The 18995-nt window shown below is 55.9% G+C and carries 20 protein-coding genes; 5 read left to right on the top strand and 15 right to left on the bottom strand.

Annotation, left to right across the window (positions count from 1 at the left end):
- Window positions 1–51: 51 nt before the first annotated feature.
- Genes Q9245_RS11710 through rpoE form a run of 4 tightly spaced genes read right to left on the bottom strand, consistent with a single transcriptional unit; the run spans window position 52 to window position 2739 of the window.
- Complete coding sequence (locus Q9245_RS11710) at window positions 52–501, bottom strand: SoxR reducing system RseC family protein (RefSeq protein ID WP_305897357.1); 450 nt, start codon at window positions 499–501, stop codon at window positions 52–54.
- A complete protein-coding gene (locus tag Q9245_RS11705; RefSeq protein ID WP_371824813.1) occupies window positions 491–1528 on the bottom strand; it encodes a MucB/RseB C-terminal domain-containing protein in 1038 nt (345 codons plus the stop codon). Before Q9245_RS11705 ends, Q9245_RS11710 begins: the two co-directional genes overlap by 11 nt.
- A 17-nt stretch (window positions 1529–1545) precedes the next feature.
- A complete protein-coding gene (locus Q9245_RS11700; RefSeq protein ID WP_305897356.1) occupies window positions 1546–2106 on the bottom strand; it encodes a sigma-E factor negative regulatory protein in 561 nt (186 codons plus the stop codon).
- Between the two features lie 15 nt (window positions 2107–2121).
- The gene (gene rpoE / locus Q9245_RS11695) at window positions 2122–2739 is read right to left on the bottom strand and encodes an RNA polymerase sigma factor RpoE (protein ID WP_227664607.1); all 618 of its coding nucleotides are present in this window, start codon (window positions 2737–2739) and stop codon (window positions 2122–2124) included.
- Between the two features lie 207 nt (window positions 2740–2946).
- On the opposite strand from rpoE, the gene nadB reads away from it, so the two are divergent.
- The 5 genes from nadB (at window position 2947) to Q9245_RS11670 (ending at window position 7234) form a co-directional block, all read left to right on the top strand.
- Window positions 2947–4554, top strand: coding sequence for an L-aspartate oxidase (nadB, locus tag Q9245_RS11690; protein ID WP_305897354.1), 1608 nt, complete (start codon window positions 2947–2949; stop codon window positions 4552–4554).
- Between the two features lie 39 nt (window positions 4555–4593).
- Complete coding sequence (locus Q9245_RS11685) at window positions 4594–4866, top strand: succinate dehydrogenase assembly factor 2 (RefSeq protein WP_305897353.1); 273 nt, start codon at window positions 4594–4596, stop codon at window positions 4864–4866.
- Entirely contained in the window at window positions 4850–5326 is a 477-nt protein-coding gene (locus tag Q9245_RS11680) for a hypothetical protein (protein ID WP_305897352.1), read from the top strand. The genes Q9245_RS11685 and Q9245_RS11680 overlap by 17 nt, the downstream gene beginning before the upstream one ends.
- A gap of 14 nt (window positions 5327–5340) precedes the next feature.
- Window positions 5341–6309, top strand: coding sequence for a folate-binding protein YgfZ (locus Q9245_RS11675; RefSeq protein WP_305897351.1), 969 nt, complete (start codon window positions 5341–5343; stop codon window positions 6307–6309).
- 91 nt (window positions 6310–6400) lie between these two features.
- Window positions 6401–7234, top strand: a complete 834-nt coding sequence (locus Q9245_RS11670; RefSeq protein ID WP_305897350.1) for an HDOD domain-containing protein — start codon at window positions 6401–6403, stop codon at window positions 7232–7234.
- Window positions 7235–7245: 11 nt separating this feature from the next.
- Here Q9245_RS11670 and ung read toward each other — a convergent pair whose 3' ends face one another.
- From ung to rimM, 11 genes are all read right to left on the bottom strand, one after another.
- Complete coding sequence (ung, locus tag Q9245_RS11665) at window positions 7246–7974, bottom strand: uracil-DNA glycosylase (protein WP_305897349.1); 729 nt, start codon at window positions 7972–7974, stop codon at window positions 7246–7248.
- A gap of 3 nt (window positions 7975–7977) precedes the next feature.
- A complete protein-coding gene (lysS, locus tag Q9245_RS11660) occupies window positions 7978–9513 on the bottom strand; it encodes a lysine--tRNA ligase (RefSeq protein WP_305897348.1) in 1536 nt (511 codons plus the stop codon).
- Between the two features lie 50 nt (window positions 9514–9563).
- Window positions 9564–10659 (bottom strand): peptide chain release factor 2 gene (prfB, locus tag Q9245_RS11655; RefSeq protein ID WP_114333037.1). Its coding sequence is split into 2 segments (ribosomal slippage): window positions 9564–10586 and window positions 10588–10659, totalling 1095 coding nucleotides; the frame shifts between segments, so codons are not numbered across the junction.
- 161 nt (window positions 10660–10820) lie between these two features.
- Entirely contained in the window at window positions 10821–12566 is a 1746-nt protein-coding gene (gene recJ / locus Q9245_RS11650) for a single-stranded-DNA-specific exonuclease RecJ (protein ID WP_305897347.1), read from the bottom strand.
- Between the two features lie 6 nt (window positions 12567–12572).
- Window positions 12573–13973 carry a threonine synthase gene (gene thrC / locus Q9245_RS11645; RefSeq protein ID WP_305897346.1) on the bottom strand — a complete coding sequence of 467 codons (1401 nt, stop codon included), beginning with the start codon at window positions 13971–13973 and terminating at the stop codon, window positions 12573–12575.
- An 11-nt stretch (window positions 13974–13984) separates the two neighbouring features.
- The gene (locus Q9245_RS11640) at window positions 13985–15286 is read right to left on the bottom strand and encodes a homoserine dehydrogenase (RefSeq protein WP_305897345.1); all 1302 of its coding nucleotides are present in this window, start codon (window positions 15284–15286) and stop codon (window positions 13985–13987) included.
- Window positions 15287–15430: 144 nt separating this feature from the next.
- On the bottom strand, window positions 15431–16165 hold the full coding sequence (locus Q9245_RS11635; RefSeq protein ID WP_305897344.1) for a thioredoxin fold domain-containing protein: 735 nt from the start codon (window positions 16163–16165) through the stop codon (window positions 15431–15433).
- A gap of 134 nt (window positions 16166–16299) precedes the next feature.
- Window positions 16300–17202 (bottom strand): site-specific tyrosine recombinase XerD, encoded by a 903-nt coding sequence (gene xerD / locus Q9245_RS11630; RefSeq protein WP_371824819.1) that lies wholly within the window; start codon window positions 17200–17202, stop codon window positions 16300–16302.
- A 97-nt stretch (window positions 17203–17299) separates the two neighbouring features.
- Entirely contained in the window at window positions 17300–17656 is a 357-nt protein-coding gene (gene rplS / locus Q9245_RS11625; protein WP_114333033.1) for a 50S ribosomal protein L19, read from the bottom strand.
- 25 nt (window positions 17657–17681) lie between these two features.
- Window positions 17682–18440: a tRNA (guanosine(37)-N1)-methyltransferase TrmD gene (trmD, locus tag Q9245_RS11620; protein WP_199007552.1), complete on the bottom strand. Its 759-nt coding sequence runs from the start codon at window positions 18438–18440 to the stop codon at window positions 17682–17684.
- 3 nt (window positions 18441–18443) lie between these two features.
- Window positions 18444–18971 (bottom strand): ribosome maturation factor RimM, encoded by a 528-nt coding sequence (gene rimM, locus Q9245_RS11615; RefSeq protein WP_305897342.1) that lies wholly within the window; start codon window positions 18969–18971, stop codon window positions 18444–18446.
- Window positions 18972–18995: the final 24 nt, after the last annotated feature.

Below are 18995 nucleotides of genomic sequence, written 5' to 3'. Positions count from 1 at the left end.
GTTACAATTTATGGCTGCATGACCACTTTTCAACTTAAAAATCGGTAGGTTTCAGAGACAGGTCACCGACGCAATACGGTTCACTCGAACCATGTGAGGCTGGAATCGGTCACCCGACTGCGATTGCCAACGCCGCACCAACCAAAATCCCGCCCCTAAACCCACAAGCGCACCCACAATGGCCACCAGGTCGGTCTCACCCAGCAGCCGGAACGCAGCAATACTCGCCAGCACCATCAGTAACAAAGGCAGCCCGTACACGGCCAAAGAAGCTGTCAGCAGCGACTGTTCATCCAGACCTATCACCACTTCATCGCCTACTTGCGCATCGACGGTGTTCAATACCAACACCTGATTGGCCTTGCCGCCCGAAACTGCCGCCAGCGCTCGCTGACCACAACCAGCACGGGCCGAACAGCTTTCGCACGCACTGGTTTGAATGGTTTGCACCCAGGCTTTCGCGCCCTGAAGCGCCACCACTTTTCCTGTTTCAGTGATCACTTGCTACCCACCCTTGAGCCAGCGCGTCATCGATCGATACCGAACGGGCGACTTTTCGCGCCGTTTCAGGCGGAATTTCCCCCACCACAACAATCAGAAACGGCCGTTCTGCCACTCGTACTTCATGAATATAGACCGTCGATGCCCCAACTCTCGAGGCTCCTGTCGGCATTTTCAGCCCTTTGACCGGCTCGACAAACACCGAAAACGTTGCCAACCCATCCGAGAAAGCGACCGCTTTGCCGTTACTGGAGCTGGGAGTAGCGGCAGGCATGTAACCATCCGGGCGCCAATTCAATGTCCAGCCCGTCATTCGTCCTACCGACGATTGCTTAGGCTCAGGAGCGCCAAGATGGCGGGTTATTTCTCGGCCCTTGGTTTGGATTTCAAACTTTTCATCCGCAATGTCATCGGTGATCTCCAGACTGGTGTACTGGAAATGTTCGAGCACGGTTTCGTCAATATCACGTACGTGGCTCTTCACCAAAAGCCCCGTTTCTTTTTCAACCCAAAGCCGGTGGCTGTAGCGATCGCTGTCTTTGGCGGTCAAATCCACCGTCATCACCTCATAGCCAGCCACACGATCCTCCCCCATCAGTGCCGGCTGATACCATTGGCTGACCGGCATTAACTGACTGGAAAAGGCCTCGGCAAATGGCCCCGACGGAATGACTTCATCCAGCCGAATACGGCCCTGGTCCGGTAATACACAGACCACATCCATGCCTTTTCGGACAATCTCTCCCGAGCCACCATCCTGCATCACCAATCGCTCTTCCACCTGACCGTTCCGGTAGCGGTGTGCGATGCGCATAGAATGCACCTGATCACCCCGGGCATAGACAAACACGCCCTCATACGAGGTCATATTCAAGGCAGGGCCCAAGCGCTCTAACCAGTCCATTGCAGTCATTGAACGCGGAGCCTCAGCCTCGCCACCGTCGGCATGCGACTCCATAAACGGCACAAAAAGGACACACGCTAGAACCACCAGCGTTCGAACTGTGGCGAATTTGCCTTTACTCATAGCCAGACGCCTCGCGCTCAATACCCACCGTTGGCACTTACCATTCTCGCGTACCCCATAGAGCCACGCCCGGCGCCAACGCTGTTATGCTGGGCATGCTCCAGTAAGTACTGACGCACCTGGCGCAACTGCTGCTCATCCAAACGCTGAAGGGCAACCTCTTCGGTACTTAGAACCAGTTGCGGCGCCCGCTCATCTACCCCGGTTAACGCCAGTGCATTGCTCGAGTCGCCCGGCGAGGTGCCCCAGCCAGCACCGGCACCAAACCCGACCACCAGAGCCAGGGTCACCATCGCCGCTACGGGCCAGTGCCAGTAACCGCCAGCACGAGGGGCAGGCTCGGCTCTGTCTGCAACCGAGGTCTCCTGGTCATCAATTGCGGCCCGAACGGCACCTGCGACATCCACACTGTAGGAAGCGCTCGGAGCTTCGTGCATCAGGTCGCGCACCTGCTGCCATCTTTGCCATTGTTCTCTGACTTCGTTCTGATCGTCGTGCGAAAGCAATCTGCGCACTGAAAGCTCGTCCGCTTCATCGTCCATCATTGCTGACAGAGTTTCTCTGAGACGCTCATCCATCGGGTGCAACCTCACTTACGTCACTGAATGGTTAAGAAGTGGACCAATATGGCGATCCACTGCATCCCGGGCCCTGAAGATCCGGGAACGGACGGTTCCGATCGGGCACTCCAGAATCCGGGCAATGTCTTCATAACTGAGACCGTCATATTCTCTGAGCAAGAAAGCGGATCTTAGTTCCTCGGGCAGCGCAGCAATCGCTTCGGCCAACGCTTTTTGCAGCTGGTCTTTTTGCAGAAGTTTTTCTGGCGAAGCCACGTCACGCAAACGCCGGCCATCGTCGTAGTTTTCCGCCTCGGATGAATCCGCCGACGCTTGCGGGCGGCGGCCACGGGCCTCAAGATGATTTTTTGCGGTATTGACCGCAATACGATACAGCCAGGTGTAAAATGCGCTGTCACCCCGGAACCGGTCGATAGCACGAAACGCTTTGATGAACGTTTCTTGCGCCAAATCCATCACTTCGTGGCTGTCGTAAACATAGCGACTGATAATCGAGGCAACCCGAGACTGGTATTTTACAACCAACAAGTCGAACGCGGCCCGATCCCCATGACGAACCTTACGCACCAGCTGCAAATCCGTCTGGCTTTCAGTCTGTTCACTCGATGTAGAATCTGTGTTGGAAATCATGGACGACGCAACGGATTGTCCCGTTTGTTTGGCCAGCGGAGTGGCTTTTAATCGGCTCGCTTGTGTCATTGTGTAATTCCGGTGTTCAGACATGAACCCAGGTTGCCGACAGCAACCGGCTCGAGGCATATGCATCGGGCCAAATAGACAGCAAGCACAAAGTTTAGTTCAATACACTTCCACATTATGGCCTGCGACAACAACCCAATGCCACAATCCTACGAATACGATGTACTTATTATTGGCAGCGGCGCTGCCGGACTGACCGTCGCCTTGAATTTGCCAGAGCATCTGAGCGTTTGCGTCATCAGCAAAGCCGACATCAGTTCCGGAGCCACGCTTTGGGCGCAAGGCGGTATTGCTGCGGTTCTCGATGCCACCGACTCCGTTGAAAACCATATTCAGGACACCCTCAATGCCGGTGGTGGCCTGTGCCATGAAGATGCGGTGCGGTTTACCGTCGAGCATGGCAAAGCAAGCATCGACTGGCTGATTGAATCCGGCGTGACCTTCACCCGCAAAGAAAACGACGATCAATACCACCTGACCCGAGAAGGCGGCCACAGCCACCGGCGTATCATTCACGCAGCCGACGCTACCGGTCAGGCCGTATCCACCACGCTCGCCAGCCAGGCCGCAGCCAAGCGAAATATCGAGCTTAAATCTGGCCGGGTCGCGGTTGATCTGATCACCAACCGAAACCTTTCGCTACCGGGCAACCGTTGCGTGGGTGCCTATGTGTTAAACCTCGAGGATAACCACGTTGAGCTTTACCGCGCCCGTTTCACGGTTGTCGCAACCGGCGGTGCTTCCAAGGCGTACCGCTACACCACCAATCCTGACGGGGCTTCCGGTGACGGAATCGCCATGGCCTGGCGGGCCGGCTGCAGAGTCGCCAACATGGAATTCAATCAGTTCCACCCAACGTGCTTATATCACCCTCACGCCAAATCCTTCCTGATCACCGAAGCGGTTCGCGGTGAAGGCGGCGTGCTGAAGCTGCCCGATGGCAGCCGATTTATGGACAAATTCGACGACCGTGCCGAGCTGGCCCCTCGTGATGTGGTTGCCCGGGCCATCGACCACGAAATGAAGCGCCTGGGGGCAGATCACCTGTATCTGGACATCAGCCACAAACCGGCCGATTTCATCAAGCACCACTTCCCGACAATTTACGAAAAATGCCTCGGATTCGGCATCGACATCACCAAAGATCCGATTCCCGTTGTACCTGCAGCCCACTACACCTGCGGTGGCATCATCAGCGACGAGCGCGCCCGAACCGACATTAACCAGCTCTATGTTGTTGGCGAAGCAGCTTTTACCGGCCTTCATGGCGCCAACCGCATGGCCAGCAATTCGCTACTGGAATGTTTGGTGTATGGCCGTGCTGCGGCTCAGGACATTGCTCGCCGTGAAGCAGACATCCCCACCGCGCCCTCGGTGCCCGGATGGGACGAAAGCCAGGTTCGGGATTCTGATGAAGACGTGATCATTTCCCATAACTGGGACGAGTTGCGCCATTTCATGTGGGATTACGTCGGCATTGTGAGAACCACCAAACGCCTGCACCGTGCCAAACACCGGGTTGACCTGCTGCAGGGTGAGATCAACGAGTTCTACAGTAACTACCGGGTGACCAACGACCTCATTGAATTACGGAATTTGGTCACCATATCAGATCTGATCATTTGCTCTGCGCTGCAACGCAAAGAGAGCCGAGGGCTGCATTATACGCTGGACTATCCGCAAGCTCAGGGCGAGGCCCGTGACACTGTTCTGGTGCCGACAACTTATCGAACTCTGGCTCCTTGAGCCGGAGCCTTCAACAAACTTTCAAACACGGAACCCGTTATGGCCGACACCCAAGAAACCAATGCGCACACTGAGTTCCACCGTCTTTGGTGGCACAGCCGTCGCGGCATGCTGGAACTGGACGTTCTGCTTCTGCCTTTCCTGGAAGAAGTTTACCGAGACCTCGAACCGGAAGACCAGGCACGTTACCGTAAACTGTTGAGCTGCGAAGATGCCGATATGTTTGAATGGTTTATGCAACGGAGCAAACCCGAGGATCCGGATCTCCGCCGCATCGTCGAGATGATTCTGAACCGTGTCCAACCGGATTGAGCTAACACTGAGCCCCTCCTCGACTGCCGGCCTTATCGCATCGCTTCCCTGGGTTGTGCTGGCGGTTTGCACCGTTATAGCAGCGCAGGAGACGTCACTCCTGTTAACGCTCTTCGTGATCCCGGCGCTCGCGCTGGGGCGCGCAGCCTTTCAGCGCTTCGGTTTACTGAATAAGCCAAACTCCATTGTCGCTGTATCCAACGACACCACAGGGCTAACATGCCGGTTAGCCAACGGCCACGAGCTACCGGTAAAGGTAACCAACGCCAGTTTTATGAGCCCCGGATTAGCGATTCTTCAGTTCAAAACCAACACTCGAAAATCAGGGCGGATGATGACGATCATTACCGGTAATCTCGGCGCCCTTAAATCGAACACCAACGACTCAGCCTTCAGGCGCCTACGGATGTTACTTCGCACCGGTTCGACTGAACGCGGTCACAACACTTCTTTGCATTAATTCTGGAGACGATAGTGAGTAGACAGGATTTACAGCCACTCGCAATTTCGAACGGTTACGCTCTGTTGAGCGACCGGGTCATGGCCCGCATCAGCGGACCGGGAGCCGACAAGTTTGTGCAAGGCCAGTTCACACAGCACGTGGACGAGGTCACTCACAACCAGTCGCTCAGAGCCGCTGCCTGCACTCACAAGGGGCGCGCCTATTGCTTGACCCGTCTGGTGCGGGACGGCGACGACCTGTTAATGGACTTCGATGCCGCGCAGGCCGAAGCCAGCATTGCTCATCTGAAAAAATATCTGATGCTGTTTCGTGGCACCACTATGGAAACGCTGCCTGACAACCGGATCATCGGCTTGCTCGGCGAAGCCTCGGCCATCTCGGTGGCCGGCGAAGGCGCACGCTCTTTGACCGAACCGGGCCAAGCACTGAAAGCCGGTGACAGCCATCTGATCCGCATCGAAAACACCGCCGACAACATCGCGCGCTACGAATGGTGGCAATCGACAGGCGAGCTACCGGTTCCCGACGATATCGCAGAACTTCCACTGGAGCAGTGGTTGGCATCGAGCATTTCCGCCGGTGTCCCCTGGCTGACGGAGGCCTCCCGGGAAGCCTACGTACCGCAAATGCTGAATCTCCAGCACTTGCAGGGCGTACACTTCAAGAAAGGCTGTTATACCGGACAGGAAGTCATTGCTCGCATGCACTTTCTTGGCCAGTTGAAAAAAAGCCTTTACCGACTATCTTTCAACAACACTCAACAGGCTCCTGCCGTCGGCACCAAGCTGCTGGCTGGCGATAAAGCTGTCGGTGAAGTGGTCAACGCCTTGATGACCGGTGAACAGGAAGGCGAAATGCTGGCCGTCATTCGTCATGACGCCAGTACAAAACGTCTGTCTTTGGACGGGCTGGCTGAGGCACGTATCAAACTCGAGCAATTACCTTATGCGGTGCCCGAACAGCAACCTTCTGATACATAAGTTGACAGGAATGAGCGCCGTTATTTGGTATAAATGCAGCCATACACTGAGCCCGGTTTGAGGGCCCCATTCAAGCGGAAACAGACGGACCATGGCAGACATTATCGAGACCATTAAAGCGGACCTGACCAGCGCCATCGAGAACGACAAGTTAATCTTGCCGACGCTGCCCGAAGCGGCCCTGCAAGTCCGGGAGATCGCAGAATCGGAAGATACCTCGATTGCGGATTTGGTGACGGTAATCAGTAACGACACGGCACTGTCTGCCCGCATCATTCGCGTTTGCAACAGCCCGTTGTTCCGTGGCACCCGCGCCATTGAAAACCTGAACATGGCGGTAAGTCGCCTCGGCATGGCCTATACCAGCAACCTGGCCATGGGGCTGGCCATGGAGCAAATGTTTCAGGCTACCTCTGACATGGTGGACAAGCGGCTTCGGGCAACATGGCAGGCCAGCACGGAAGTTGCCGGCATCTGTCATGTCCTGGCTCAGCACTACACCAAGTTAAGACCGGACCAAGCCACACTGGCCGGGCTGGTGCACCTGATCGGCGTGCTTCCGATTCTTCGCTATGTTGAAGATAAGAGCCTGGAGCTGAGCGGCATCGTACTGGACGCAGTGATCGAAGAGCTGCACCCTCGCATTGGCAGCATGATCCTGAAAAAGTGGCAATTTCCGGAAGCGCTGCAAAATGTGCCGTTGGAGTATGCAAACTTCCAGCGCGACGTACCTAAAGCCGACCACGCAGACCTCGTGATGATCGCTAACCTGCAACGGGTTGCTGGTACCAGTCACCGTTGGAATGAGATGGATTTTGCCTCTATTTCAGCGTTCAGCCGGCTGGGATTGGACCCCGAAATGAACATGGCAGAGGAAGAAGATCTGAGCGCCCAGATGGAAGCAGCCATGGCACTGCTCGGTTAAACGAGGCTCAACTAGAAATCAAGCAGCTCCTGCTGCGACGAAGAAGCCAGAGCCCAATCTATCGGGCTCTGGTGGTTCTCAAGCAACCAATGGTTGGCACGTGAAAAATGCTGACACCCGAAGAAGCCGCGGTAGGCACTGAGCGGTGATGGGTGAGGCCCTTCCAGCACCAAATGGCGATCCCGATCAATGATCTGCCCTTTCTTCCTGGCGTAACTACCCCAGAGCAGGAACACCACCCCCTCTCGCTGTTGATTAACCAGCTCGATCACCCGATCCGTAAAGGTTTCCCAACCTTTGCCTTGATGAGCGCCCGCCTTACCCTGCTCAACCGTCAAGACAGCATTCAGCAACAAAACGCCCTGCTCCGCCCACGACTGCAAGCAGCCGTGCCCCGGTGGCGCAAGGCCCAGATCTTGCTGGATTTCTTTGAAGATATTCGTCAGGGAAGGTGGCGTTGGTACGCCGGGAGAGACAGAGAAACACAAGCCGTGAGCCTGACCCGGACCGTGATACGGGTCTTGCCCCAGAATAACCACTTTGACCTGCTGCAGCGGTGTGCTGTTCAGGGCATTGAACAGCTGTGGCTTCGGCGGGAATAGCGTCTTTCCGGCGCGCTCTTCGTCCGCCAGAAATTCCGCCAGACGATGCATATAGGGCTGACGGAACTCGTCCGCCAGCCACTGATCCCAGCCGCGCCCGGGCTTCAGCTCCTGAGCCAGCGCCTCGACCGGGTGCATGCCTTATTCGTCTCCGGCGCTCTGTTCGGCTTTGTGCTCTGGGCGCATGGCCGGGAACAGAATCACGTCACGGATCGACGGCGAATCGGTCAGCATCATGGCCAAGCGGTCGATGCCGATACCTTCACCTGCGGTCGGCGGCAAGCCGTATTCCAGAGCCATCACGTAGTCGTCATCGTAGAACATGGCTTCGTCGTCGCCGGCATCTTTCTCGGCAACCTGAGCCTTGAAGCGCTCCGCCTGATCTTCCGCATCGTTCAGCTCCGAGAAACCATTGGCGATTTCACGGCCACCCACAAAGAACTCGAATCGCTCAGTGACAAACGGATCGCTGTCTTTGCAACGAGCCAGCGGCGACACTTCTTTCGGGTACTCGGTTATGAACGTCGGCTGCATCAAGCGATGCTCGGCGGTCTCTTCGAAGATCTCGATTTGCACCTTACCCAAGCCCCAGATGTCCTTGACCTTGATACCAAGTCCTTTCGCCAGCTCACGTGCCTGCGCTTCGTCAGCCAGCTGCTCGCGGGTGAATTCCGGGTTATAGCGCAATATTGCGTCCACAACGGTCAATCGCTCAAACGGCTTGCCGAAGTCGTACTCAACCGTTTCTTCAGTACCGTCTTTCAGTACGCGCGTATTGGTAACCGTGGTCGTACCCAGCACTTTTTCAGCGATGGTACGCAGCATGTCTTCGGTCAGATCCATCAGGTCGTTGTAATCGGCGTAAGCCTGATAAAACTCAACCATGGTGAATTCCGGGTTGTGACGGGTCGACAGACCTTCGTTACGGAAGTTACGGTTGATTTCGAACACCCGCTCAAAACCACCCACAACCAGGCGCTTCAGGTAAAGCTCCGGCGCAATCCGCAGGTACATATCAATACCCAGAGCGTTGTGATGGGTCACGAACGGACGAGCAGTCGCACCACCGGGAATCACCTGCAGCATCGGTGTTTCGACTTCCATGAAATCACGCTCGGTGAAGTACTGGCGCATTACGTTGATGATCTTAGAGCGCGCGAAGAAAACCCGGCGGCTGTCTTCGTTCATCATCAAATCAACGTAACGATGGCGATAACGCGCTTCGGTGTCGGTCAGGCCTTTATGCTTCTCGGGCAACGGACGCAGCGACTTGGTAAGCAGTGTGTACTCGTCCATCGACACGTAAAGGTCGCCCTTTCCGGACTTGCACAGCACGCCGCGCACCCCCACGATGTCGCCAAGATCCCAGTGCTTGGTGTCTTTCTGGACATCTTTAGTGGCGTAGATCTGAATGCGGCCAGTCATATCCTGAACCACTTTGAACGCCTTGCGGTCGAGCATCATGCGGCCAGCAATCGCCACTTCAATGCCCATGGCTTCCAGTTCTTCTTTGGACTTGTCGCCGTATTTTTCCTGCAGCTCGGCGGCGGTGGCATCGCGGCGGAAATCGTTCGGAAACGCATTGCCCTGCTCTCGCAGGTTAGCCAGTTTGGCGCGGCGCTCCGCAATCAGCTTGTTGTCCTCGGGCTGGGTCGCGTTCGGGGTATGTTCGGTCATGTTAGCTCACTAAGAAGTCGGGGGGTCCGGTTCGGGTTGAATGGCGCTGATTACAGCGCCATCTTCAGACTGGCTTCGATAAACTTGTCGATGTCACCATCGAGCACGGACTGGGTGTTGCTGGTTTCCACCTTGGTGCGAAGATCTTTGATACGGCTGTCGTCCAGCACGTATGAGCGGATCTGGCTACCCCAGCCGATGTCAGACTTAGAGTCTTCCTGCTTCTGTTTTTCGGCGTTGCGCAATTGCATCTCACGCTCGAACAGCTTGGCTTTCAGCTGTTTCATCGCCTGATCTTTGTTCTGGTGCTGGCTTCGGCCAGCCTGACACGCCACCACAATTCCGGTGGGGTTGTGGGTCAGTCGTACCGCTGATTCGGTCCGGTTTACGTGCTGACCACCAGCGCCCGAGGCGCGGTATACGTCAACGCGCAAGTCCGCCGGGTTGATGTCGATCTCAAAGCTGTCATCCACTTCCGGAGAGATGAACACGGAAGAGAACGAAGTATGCCGGCGATTACCTGAATCGAACGGCGACTTACGTACCAGGCGATGAACGCCGGTCTCGGTCCGAAGCCAACCGTAGGCATAGTCACCCTGAATATGAATGGTCGCGCTTTTGATGCCCGCGACTTCACCTTCCTGAAGTTCGACGATTTCAGCTTTGAAGCCCCGGCGCTCGGCCCAGCGCAGGTACATACGCAGCAGCATATTGCCCCAGTCTTGCGCTTCGGTGCCGCCAGAGCCGGCCTGAATTTCCAGGTAGGCGTTATTGGCGTCCATTTCACCGGAGAACATACGGCGGAATTCGAGTTTCTCGAGTTCTTTATCAAGACCTTCAAGATCGGCCTCGATTTCCTGCACGGTGCCTTCGTCGTCCTCTTCTACGGCCATTTCGAGCAGGCTTTCTGCATCGGCCAGGCCGGAGGTGAGGTTATCAATGGTTCTGACGATCAGCTCAAGGTCAGAACGCTCTTTACCCAGTGACTGGGCACGCTCCGGATCGTCCCATACGGTTGGGAGTTCAAGTTCGCGTTCTACTTCGACCAGACGTTCGCTTCGCTGATCGTAGTCAAAGATACCCCCTAAGCGCTTCGGTGCGCTCGCGAAGCTCTTTGATCTTCGTCACTATGGGATTAATTTCCATGAAACCTTGTCTCGCTTTGGAAAATGGTGCGATAAAAACTGAGGGCGAATTCTACCGGAATTCGTGCGTTAAATCAGCTATTCGTAGGTGGGTGCAAGCACCCTACGAGGTAGGGCTTTCCGAGAGACGCGGCAAATAGAAAGAGGCCTGCCCCCTCGGGGTCAGACCCCATCCAGATTCAGCGGCTCAAGGTAATCCACCATCAACTGCAGGTTAGTCCGCCCACGGAAGGTATTGGCATCCGGCTTGTAGACCACCCGGGCGCCCGAGCGGGTGTAATCCGGCACTTCGGGGCCGGTGTTAAAGGCGATGGCATCAATAATACCGCCGCCTTCTGCAGGCTGCAGCACCAGTTTCAGGTGATTTTCACCGACAATGCGCTGGCTGACGACTTTGAATTCACCATCAAACAGCGGCTCCGGGAAGTGTTGCCCCCAAGGGCCGCTGCGTTTGAGCAAGTAAGCGGTATCGAGGTTCAGTTCTGCAGGGGCCAACGGACCGTCGGTGATAATGGCCGCCTCAAGGTCTTCTGGCTTCAGGGTATCTCGCACCGCCTCGTCGAAGGCTTTGCTGAATGCTTCGAGATCATCTCGGGCAATGGTCATGCCGGCGGCCATGGCGTGGCCGCCGAATTTTTTCATCAAGCCCGGTGATTTGGCATCCACCACAGCGAGGGCATCGCGGATGTGCAGGCCGGGAATGGAGCGGGCGGAGCCTTTCAAGCTAACACCATCGTCATCCGGTGCAAACGCAATCGTCGGGCGATGGGTCTGCTCTCGAATTCTGGCGGCAAGAATGCCGATTACTCCCTGATGCCAATCCGGATCAAACAATGCCAAGCCCCAAGGCAAACCGGCAATGTCGAGTGACATAGAGGCCAGCAATTCTTGCGCTTGCTGCTTCATGTCTTTTTCAATGGTGCGACGTTCGCGATTGAAGGTGTCCAGTTCCTGCGCAAGGCGCAAGGCTTCATCCGGATTATCGGCGAGCAGGCAGGCAATGCCGATGCTCATGTCATCCAAGCGGCCGGCAGCATTTAGGCGGGGGCCAACAACAAAGCCCAGATCGGTAGAACTGATTTCCGTGTGATCCCGGCCCGCTACTTTTAACAGCGCCAATATACCGGGGCGCGCCTCGCCTTTACGGATGCGGCGTATACCCTGCTCTACGAAGATTCGGTTGTTATGATCGAGCGGTACAACGTCGGCCACCGTCCCCAAGGCAACCAGATCCAGCAGAGCGCCCAGATTAGGCTCAGGATTCGGTAGTAGGCTGCGGTCGCGCAGGTGCTTTCTCAGCGCGGTCAGCACGTAGAACATAACACCCACGCCCGCCGCGTTCTTGCTCAAGAACGGGCAACCGGGCTGATTGGGGTTCACGATCGCATCTGCGTCTGGCAGCTCTTCTCCAGCCAGGTGATGATCGGTAACGACAACTTTGATCCCGAGATCACGGGCGGCCCGCACACCTTCGATGGCGGAGATTCCGTTATCGACCGTCACCAAGAGGTCGGGCAACTCTCCTTCTTCCTGCAATCGATGGATAATTCCTGGCGTTAGCCCGTAACCATCAGAGAAGCGACTCGGCACCCGGAAATCGACCGATGACACGCCCAACATAGACAAACCAAGCATCGCAACCGCGGTACTGGTGGCTCCGTCTGCGTCGAAATCACCCAGAATCATGACACGCTGCTTTTCAACAACGGCATCGGCCAGCAACTCCACCGCTCGGTCTATGCCTCGCAATTGCATCGGCGACGCCAAGTGTTTCAAAGTGTACTGGAGCTGATCGTCGGAATGCACCCCTCGGGCGGCGTATAGCCGACGAAGGATGGGAGGCAGGCTATGCCCCCACTCCGAACTACCAGCCGGCTGGGGGCGACGCAGGATCTTTTTAGGAGTCATGCCGGATCAGGCATTTTTCCAGTGCTTGGCCAAAAAGCCCTGCACCTCGGCCAGATCGTTCTCCAGAACGGTATAACGCTCTTCCCGCTCAAACAGATCCGCCATGTGGGGCGGCAACTGCGGCTTCACAGACAAGCCGGACTCCACAATGGCATCCGGGAACTTGGCCGGGTGTGCGGTGCCCAAGGTAATCATCGGAACCGTCGCGTCACGGCGGCAATTGCGGGCAGCGCGCACACCAATCGCGGTATGCGGATCAAGCAGGTATTCGTTCTGCTCGTAGATCTCACGGATGGTATCGCAGGTGGTTTTGTCGTCTACCGCGTCGCTGTCGAACAGCTTGCGGGCCGACTTCCAACGATAATCCTCGATGCTGACCGGGCCTTTGCTTGCGTTTTCCAACAGCTCCTTCACCGCAGCGCCATCACGACCGTGCAGGTCAAACAGCAGACGCTCGAAGTTGCTGGACACCATGATGTCCATACTCGGCGACAGCGTGTGCTCCAATTGCTGCTTCTCATAACGATTACCGCTCATGAAGCGATGCAGAATATCGTTACGGTTGGTGGCGATCACCAGCTGGCTGATCGGCAAGCCCATTTTCTTCGCCAAATAACCGGCGAAGATATCGCCGAAGTTACCGGTGGGCACGGAGAACGCCATGCTGCGGTCAGGCCCGCCCAGCGCTAGGGATGCCTGGAAGTAGTAGACAATCTGGGCCATGATCCGCGCCCAGTTGATGGAGTTAACAGCGGCCAACTGGGTTTTACCGCCCAGGAACGACTGATCACCGAAGCTTTCCTTGACCATGCGCTGGCAGTCGTCAAAGTTACCTTTTACGGCAATGTTGTGGATGTTATCGCCCTGTACCGTCGTCATCTGGCGGCGCTGGACTTCCGACACACGCTGATACGGATGCAAGATGAAGATATCGACGTGTTCGCAACGTCGGCAACCTTCGATGGCCGCAGAACCGGTATCCCCCGAAGTCGCCCCCATGATAACCACGTGCTGCTTGCGCTTTTCAAGCACATAGTCGAGCAAGCGTCCGAGCAATTGCAGCGCGAAGTCTTTGAAGGCCAGCGTGGGACCACGGAACAGTTCCATCACCCATTCATTGCTGTCGAGCTGCACCAGCGGCGCTACGGACTGGTGGGCAAAACCGCTGTAGGTTTCGTCCAGCATTGTGCGGAAATCGTCAGCCGGAATGGCATCTTCGACAAACGGGTACATGACCTTAAAGGCCAGCTCGGCATAAGGGAGACCCCGCCAGCTGCGAATCTCTTCCAGACTGAAGTGCGGCAGCGACTCCGGTACGTATAGGCCACCGTCGGTTGCCAGTCCAGTCAGAAGAACGTCTTCGAAGCCTAAAGCGGGAGCTTCGCCCCGTGTGCTGATGTATCTCACGTGCGTACCTGTTAGTTAAAATTTTCTGCGCGGATGCGGACAACGGAGCCGTCTACGTCGACCAGCGATTCCATTTCTTCAATGGCCAGATTCATCTGACGCTCCTGCACCGTATGGGTCAGGATGATGACCGGAATTCGGCCGTCCGCAAACTCGGATTCTTTCTGCATGATCGATTCAATATTGATGCCATGCTCACTCAGAATCGATGCAATCTTGGCCAGCACACCCGGGCGGTCAAACGCCTGAATCCGCAAGTAGTAGGCGGACTGGATCTCTTCCATCGGCAGCACCGGCAGATCTTCCAGCGCATCCGGTGTGAAGCCCAGATACGGTACTTTCTGCGAGCTTGCACTCGCGACCACTCGGGCTACGTCAACAATATCAGCAATCACTGCAGAAGCAGTGGCTTCGTCACCTGCACCCGGGCCGTAATACATGGTTTGACCGACGGCATCACCGTCTACCATGACAGCGTTCAGCACACCATCTACCTGAGCAATCAGATGGGTTTTCGGAACCAGTGTGGGGTGAACTCGCAATTCGATACCCTCGTCACGGCGACGGGCAATCCCCAGATGTTTAACCCGGTAGCCCAGCAGCTCTGCGTGAGCGATATCACTCGGCGTCAACGATGAAATCCCTTCGGTGTAGGCTTTTTCGAATTGCAGCGGAACCCCGATACCGGCAGAAGCCAAAATTGTGAGCTTGTGGGCTGCATCGATACCTTCAACGTCGAAGGTGGGGTCGGCTTCTGCGTAACCCAGCGCCTGTGCTTCTTTCAGCACTTCATCAAACGGGCGGCCAGCGCGCATTTCAGTCAAAATAAAGTTACCGGTACCGTTGATGATTCCGGCTATGGTGTCGATGCGGTTGGCAGCCAACCCTTCACGAACCGCTTTGATCACTGGAATACCGCCAGCTACGCCGGCTTCGTAGGCTACAACAACGCCTGCCTTTTCAGCGGCTTCGAAGATTTCATTACCGTGAACGGCAATCAGGGCCTTGTTAGCCGTAACCACATGTTTACCGTTGGCGATGGCAGTCAACACCAGCTCACGGGCAACGTCATAGCCCCCGATCAACTCAACGACAACGTCAACGTTGGTATCATTCACCACATCAAAAATGTCGGTACTGAACGGAATATCACCCAGTTCAAGATCGTCCCGGCGCTTTCGGCTAGCCACCCGGGCAATTCGAATATTACAGCCGATACGGCCCGAAATAATCGCCGCGTTGCGAGTCAGGACATTGAATGTTCCGCCGCCTACGGTTCCTAATCCGCAAATTCCGACATTAACGTCTTTCAAGCTCTCACCTCTGATCCCGCTCGGGGTGCTGATGGATTGCAATAGGGGGCATAGTATACCGATTCGGACGCGCGTGAATAAGCCCTGAATCGGTTACGTTTCAAACAGTGGGAAGCGGCCGCTCAAACGAACGGCCGGTAACAGTTATAGCAGGCCAAGACCTTCTGCCAGATTCCGGGCCGGCACATACCCCCGAATCATGTTGCCGTCTTCCAGAACAATGGCAGGAGTTCCGGTCACACCGACCTTGCCGCCCAGACGATACTGATCCGCGACCGGATTCTCACAGGTCTTGCCTGGCACCGACTTGCCACCTTTGGCCGCATCCATCGCACCCTGCTGATCATCCGCACACCACACCGACTCGTATTTCCGGAACGACGGCGTATTGGGGCCCGAACGCGGGAAAGCATAATAGTTAACGGTAATACCGTAATCATTGAGTTGCGGCACTTCATCGTGCAGCTTTCGGCAGTAGGGACAATCGATATCGGTAAACACATCGATAACGGCTTTCTGCTTGCCTTTCGCCGGGTAAGAAATAACCCCGTCGTCACCAAAATCTGCCATTTGCTGCTGACGAACCTGGGCGCGAGCCTCTTCGGTTACGTTGGCTATACCGTTATCGGTAATTTTCAACAGATCACCGGTTAACAGATAGATCCCGTCTTCCGTGGTGTAGATGGTGTCACCGTTACTGCTCTGCACTTCATAAAGGCCCGGAGCTTCGGATGCACGCACCGACATAATCCGCAAGCCCGGTACCGCCTGTGTCAAACGTTCAGTAATGGTTTCTTCGATTTCACCGGCACTCACCACGGGCGCAGCAAGCAGAGACACCATCAGACCAGCAACCGCGGCCAAAGTTTTCAGCTTCATGAGTTAGCACTTACCTTGTTGTTTAAGGATTTCGGGACTCCAGCCCCACTCGCCGGCGGACACACAATAGACCACCTTCTTGCCTGAGTGCGACACAGAGCAAACGCAAAAGTTCAATCCCACACCATACCAGATCAGCCTCTGGGATGGTGTGTCTGGTGAAGATCCTGTAATCGCTGACGGGCGACGTGAGTATAAATCTGCGTGGTTGAAAGATCCGAATGACCAAGCAGCATCTGAACCACCCGCAAATCGGCGCCATGGTTGAGCAAGTGCGTCGCGAACGCGTGCCGCAGGGTGTGAGGGGACAAATGCTTATGGATGCCGGATCGCGATGCGTACAGCTTTATACGGTACCAAAATGTCTGCCGCGTCATCGCGCTGGCGCGGTTTCCGGGAAACAGGGCATCGCTGCTCTTTCCTTTCAAGAGTTCACCGCGCGCCTCCCTCATGTAGCGTACCAGCCAATCCACCGCCTCCTCACCCAGCGGTACCAAACGCTCCTTGCCACCTTTACCACTGACACGAACCACGCCTTGGCGAAGATTGACCTGATCAACGCTCAGACCGGTAAGTTCGGTGACACGCAAACCACAACCATACAAAATCTCGAGCATAGCCCGGTCACGCAATTCCAGCGGCAATTCTGGGTCCGGCTCCGCCAACAACCGCTCAACATCGGTTTCTGTCAGCGTGTCAGGTAATCGCCGAGGCAAACGCGGACTGTCGATCCGCAAGGTTGGATCTATCTCGATCAGCCCTTCCCGCAACAAAAAGCGATAAAAACGCCGAATTCCCGAGAGTCGGCGCGCCGCAGTGCTCGCCTTCAGACCATCCGCCATTCCTCTCGACATCCACGCCAACAGGTCGGTACGTGCCGCTGATCGCAAAGTGGGCGCTCCGGGCTGCTCCTGCAACCACAGCGACAGCCCCGACAAATCACTGGCATAGGCCGATCGGGTCTTTTCACCCAAACCGTCCTCAAGCCAAACGGCATCGGCAAACCTGGCAATCAGCGATTCATCTTCAGCTCTGATCAAAAGCCACCCCACAGCTCACGCAAAACCGAAATTTAAGCACAAAAAAAGCAGCCGCTGGGGCTGCTTTTTTCGGTACTGATCGGTCGAGCCGATATCAGCCCAGCTTTTCCTTGATACGAGCTGCCTTACCAGACAGGTCGCGCAGGTAGTAAAGCTTAGCCTGACGAACGTCACCACGACGCTTCACGCTTACGCTGTCTACCAGAGAAGAATAAGTCTGGAAAGTACGCTCAACACCCACGCCGTAAGAGATCTTACGCACAGTGAAGGAAGAGTTCATGCCACGGTTGCGCTTACCGATAACCACACCTTCGAACGCCTGCAGACGCTCACGGCTACCTTCTTTAACGCGAACCTGAACAACCACGGTGTCACCCGGCGCAAACGCTGGGAGTTCCTTGGTCATCTGTTCTGCTTCAAGTTGACTGATGATGTTGTTCTTGCCGCTCATCGTAATGCTCCTGATACCCAATCTTTCAATGCCCTGATGATTCAGAGGCACCCGGTTCGTTCAAAATTTCACCCAGTAGCTGACGCTCTTCTTCCGTAAACACCCGCTCTTCAAGCAGGTCGGGGCGTCGCTCCTGTGTTCGCCTCAACGATTCTTTCAACCGCCAACGCCGGATCTGTTCATGGTGACCGCCCAAAAGAACTTCCGGCACCGCCTGACCTTCGTAAACCTCGGGCCGGGTGTAGTGCGGACAATCCAGCAAACCATCAGCAAAGGAATCCTGCTCTGCCGACTGCGCATGACCCAGCGCTCCGGGGATGAGGCGTGTTACCGCATCAATCACAGCCATCGCCGCCAGTTCGCCACCTGAGAGCACAAAGTCACCCAGTGACACTTCCCGGTCGACTTCCGCCGATATCAGACGTTCATCAACGCCCTCGTAACGACCGGCAACGAGAATCAGCTGTTTTTCGGCAGCAAGAGACTCCACTACCGACTGATCCAGCCTTTCACCCTGCGGAGAAAGATAGACCACACAGGCCTTGCCGGGTGCCGATGCCCTCGCCTCATGTATAGCGTCCCTGAGCGGCTGAATTTTCATCAGCATACCCGGACCACCGCCATAGGGCCGGTCATCAACAGTACGGTGACGATCATGCGTAAAATCCCGAGGGTTCCAGCTCTTGAACGTCAAAAGACCTTCCCGAACGGCCCTACCGGTGATTCCGTACTCCGTCACCGAAGAAAACATGTCCGGAAACAGACTGACTGCGCCAATCCACACTCGTCAGAACTCCGGATCCCAATCGACCACCATACGCGAACCACTCAGATCCACACTCATAACCACCTGATCCGGCAGATAGGGAATCAGTCGTTCGCGCTGGTCAATAGAACCGGCTGTCGCACGCACAACCAACACATCGTTGGCGCCTGTTTCCAGCAGATGATGCACCTTACCCAGGCACTCATCCTCAACCGTGAAGACCTCAAGACCTTCCAACTGAAACCAGTAGTACTCCCCATCAGGAAGCGCTGGCAATTGCTCAGTCGGAACCCTGATCTCGGCGCCCGCATAGGTGCGCGCCACTTCACGATCATCAAGCCCTTTCAGCTTGACGACGATCCCCTGCCCTTGGCGGCGACCATCTTCAAGCTTTGCTGGGATACGCTTGCCGTCCAGAACCAAAGTCCAGTCACGGTAGTTCAGTATTCCCTCTTTGGGATCGGTATCAGAGAAGACCTTAAGCCAACCCTTGACCCCAAACACCGAGGTTACCCGGCCGATCACAGTTTCCTGCGAAGTCTGTGTCATGCCTGTCAAACCTCGATATTAAAC

It is taken from the genome of Marinobacter sp. MDS2, assembly GCF_030718085.1.
Lineage (GTDB): Bacteria > Pseudomonadota > Gammaproteobacteria > Pseudomonadales > Oleiphilaceae > Marinobacter.
This window is presented reverse-complemented; position numbering and strand designations above follow the sequence as displayed.

Excerpts from the sequence above, each read along its gene's own strand:
- Q9245_RS11685 (WP_305897353.1), top strand. The coding sequence starts at position 4,594 with ATGGCCGACACCCAAGAAACCAATGCGCACACTGAGTTCCACCGTCTT.
- lysS (WP_305897348.1), bottom strand. The coding sequence starts at position 9,513 with ATGACCGAACATACCCCGAACGCGACCCAGCCCGAGGACAACAAGCTG.
- rimM (WP_305897342.1), bottom strand. The coding sequence starts at position 18,971 with ATGACACAGACTTCGCAGGAAACTGTGATCGGCCGGGTAACCTCGGTG.
- Q9245_RS11670 (WP_305897350.1), top strand. The coding sequence starts at position 6,401 with ATGGCAGACATTATCGAGACCATTAAAGCGGACCTGACCAGCGCCATC.
- ung (WP_305897349.1), bottom strand. The coding sequence starts at position 7,974 with ATGCACCCGGTCGAGGCGCTGGCTCAGGAGCTGAAGCCCGGGCGCGGC.
- recJ (WP_305897347.1), bottom strand. The coding sequence starts at position 12,566 with ATGACTCCTAAAAAGATCCTGCGTCGCCCCCAGCCGGCTGGTAGTTCG.
- rpoE (WP_227664607.1), bottom strand. The coding sequence starts at position 2,739 with ATGATTTCCAACACAGATTCTACATCGAGTGAACAGACTGAAAGCCAG.
- Q9245_RS11700 (WP_305897356.1), bottom strand. The coding sequence starts at position 2,106 with ATGGATGAGCGTCTCAGAGAAACTCTGTCAGCAATGATGGACGATGAA.
- rplS (WP_114333033.1), bottom strand. The coding sequence starts at position 17,656 with ATGAGCGGCAAGAACAACATCATCAGTCAACTTGAAGCAGAACAGATG.
- Q9245_RS11635 (WP_305897344.1), bottom strand. The coding sequence starts at position 16,165 with ATGAAGCTGAAAACTTTGGCCGCGGTTGCTGGTCTGATGGTGTCTCTG.
- nadB (WP_305897354.1), top strand. The coding sequence starts at position 2,947 with ATGCCACAATCCTACGAATACGATGTACTTATTATTGGCAGCGGCGCT.
- Q9245_RS11705 (WP_371824813.1), bottom strand. The coding sequence starts at position 1,528 with ATGAGTAAAGGCAAATTCGCCACAGTTCGAACGCTGGTGGTTCTAGCG.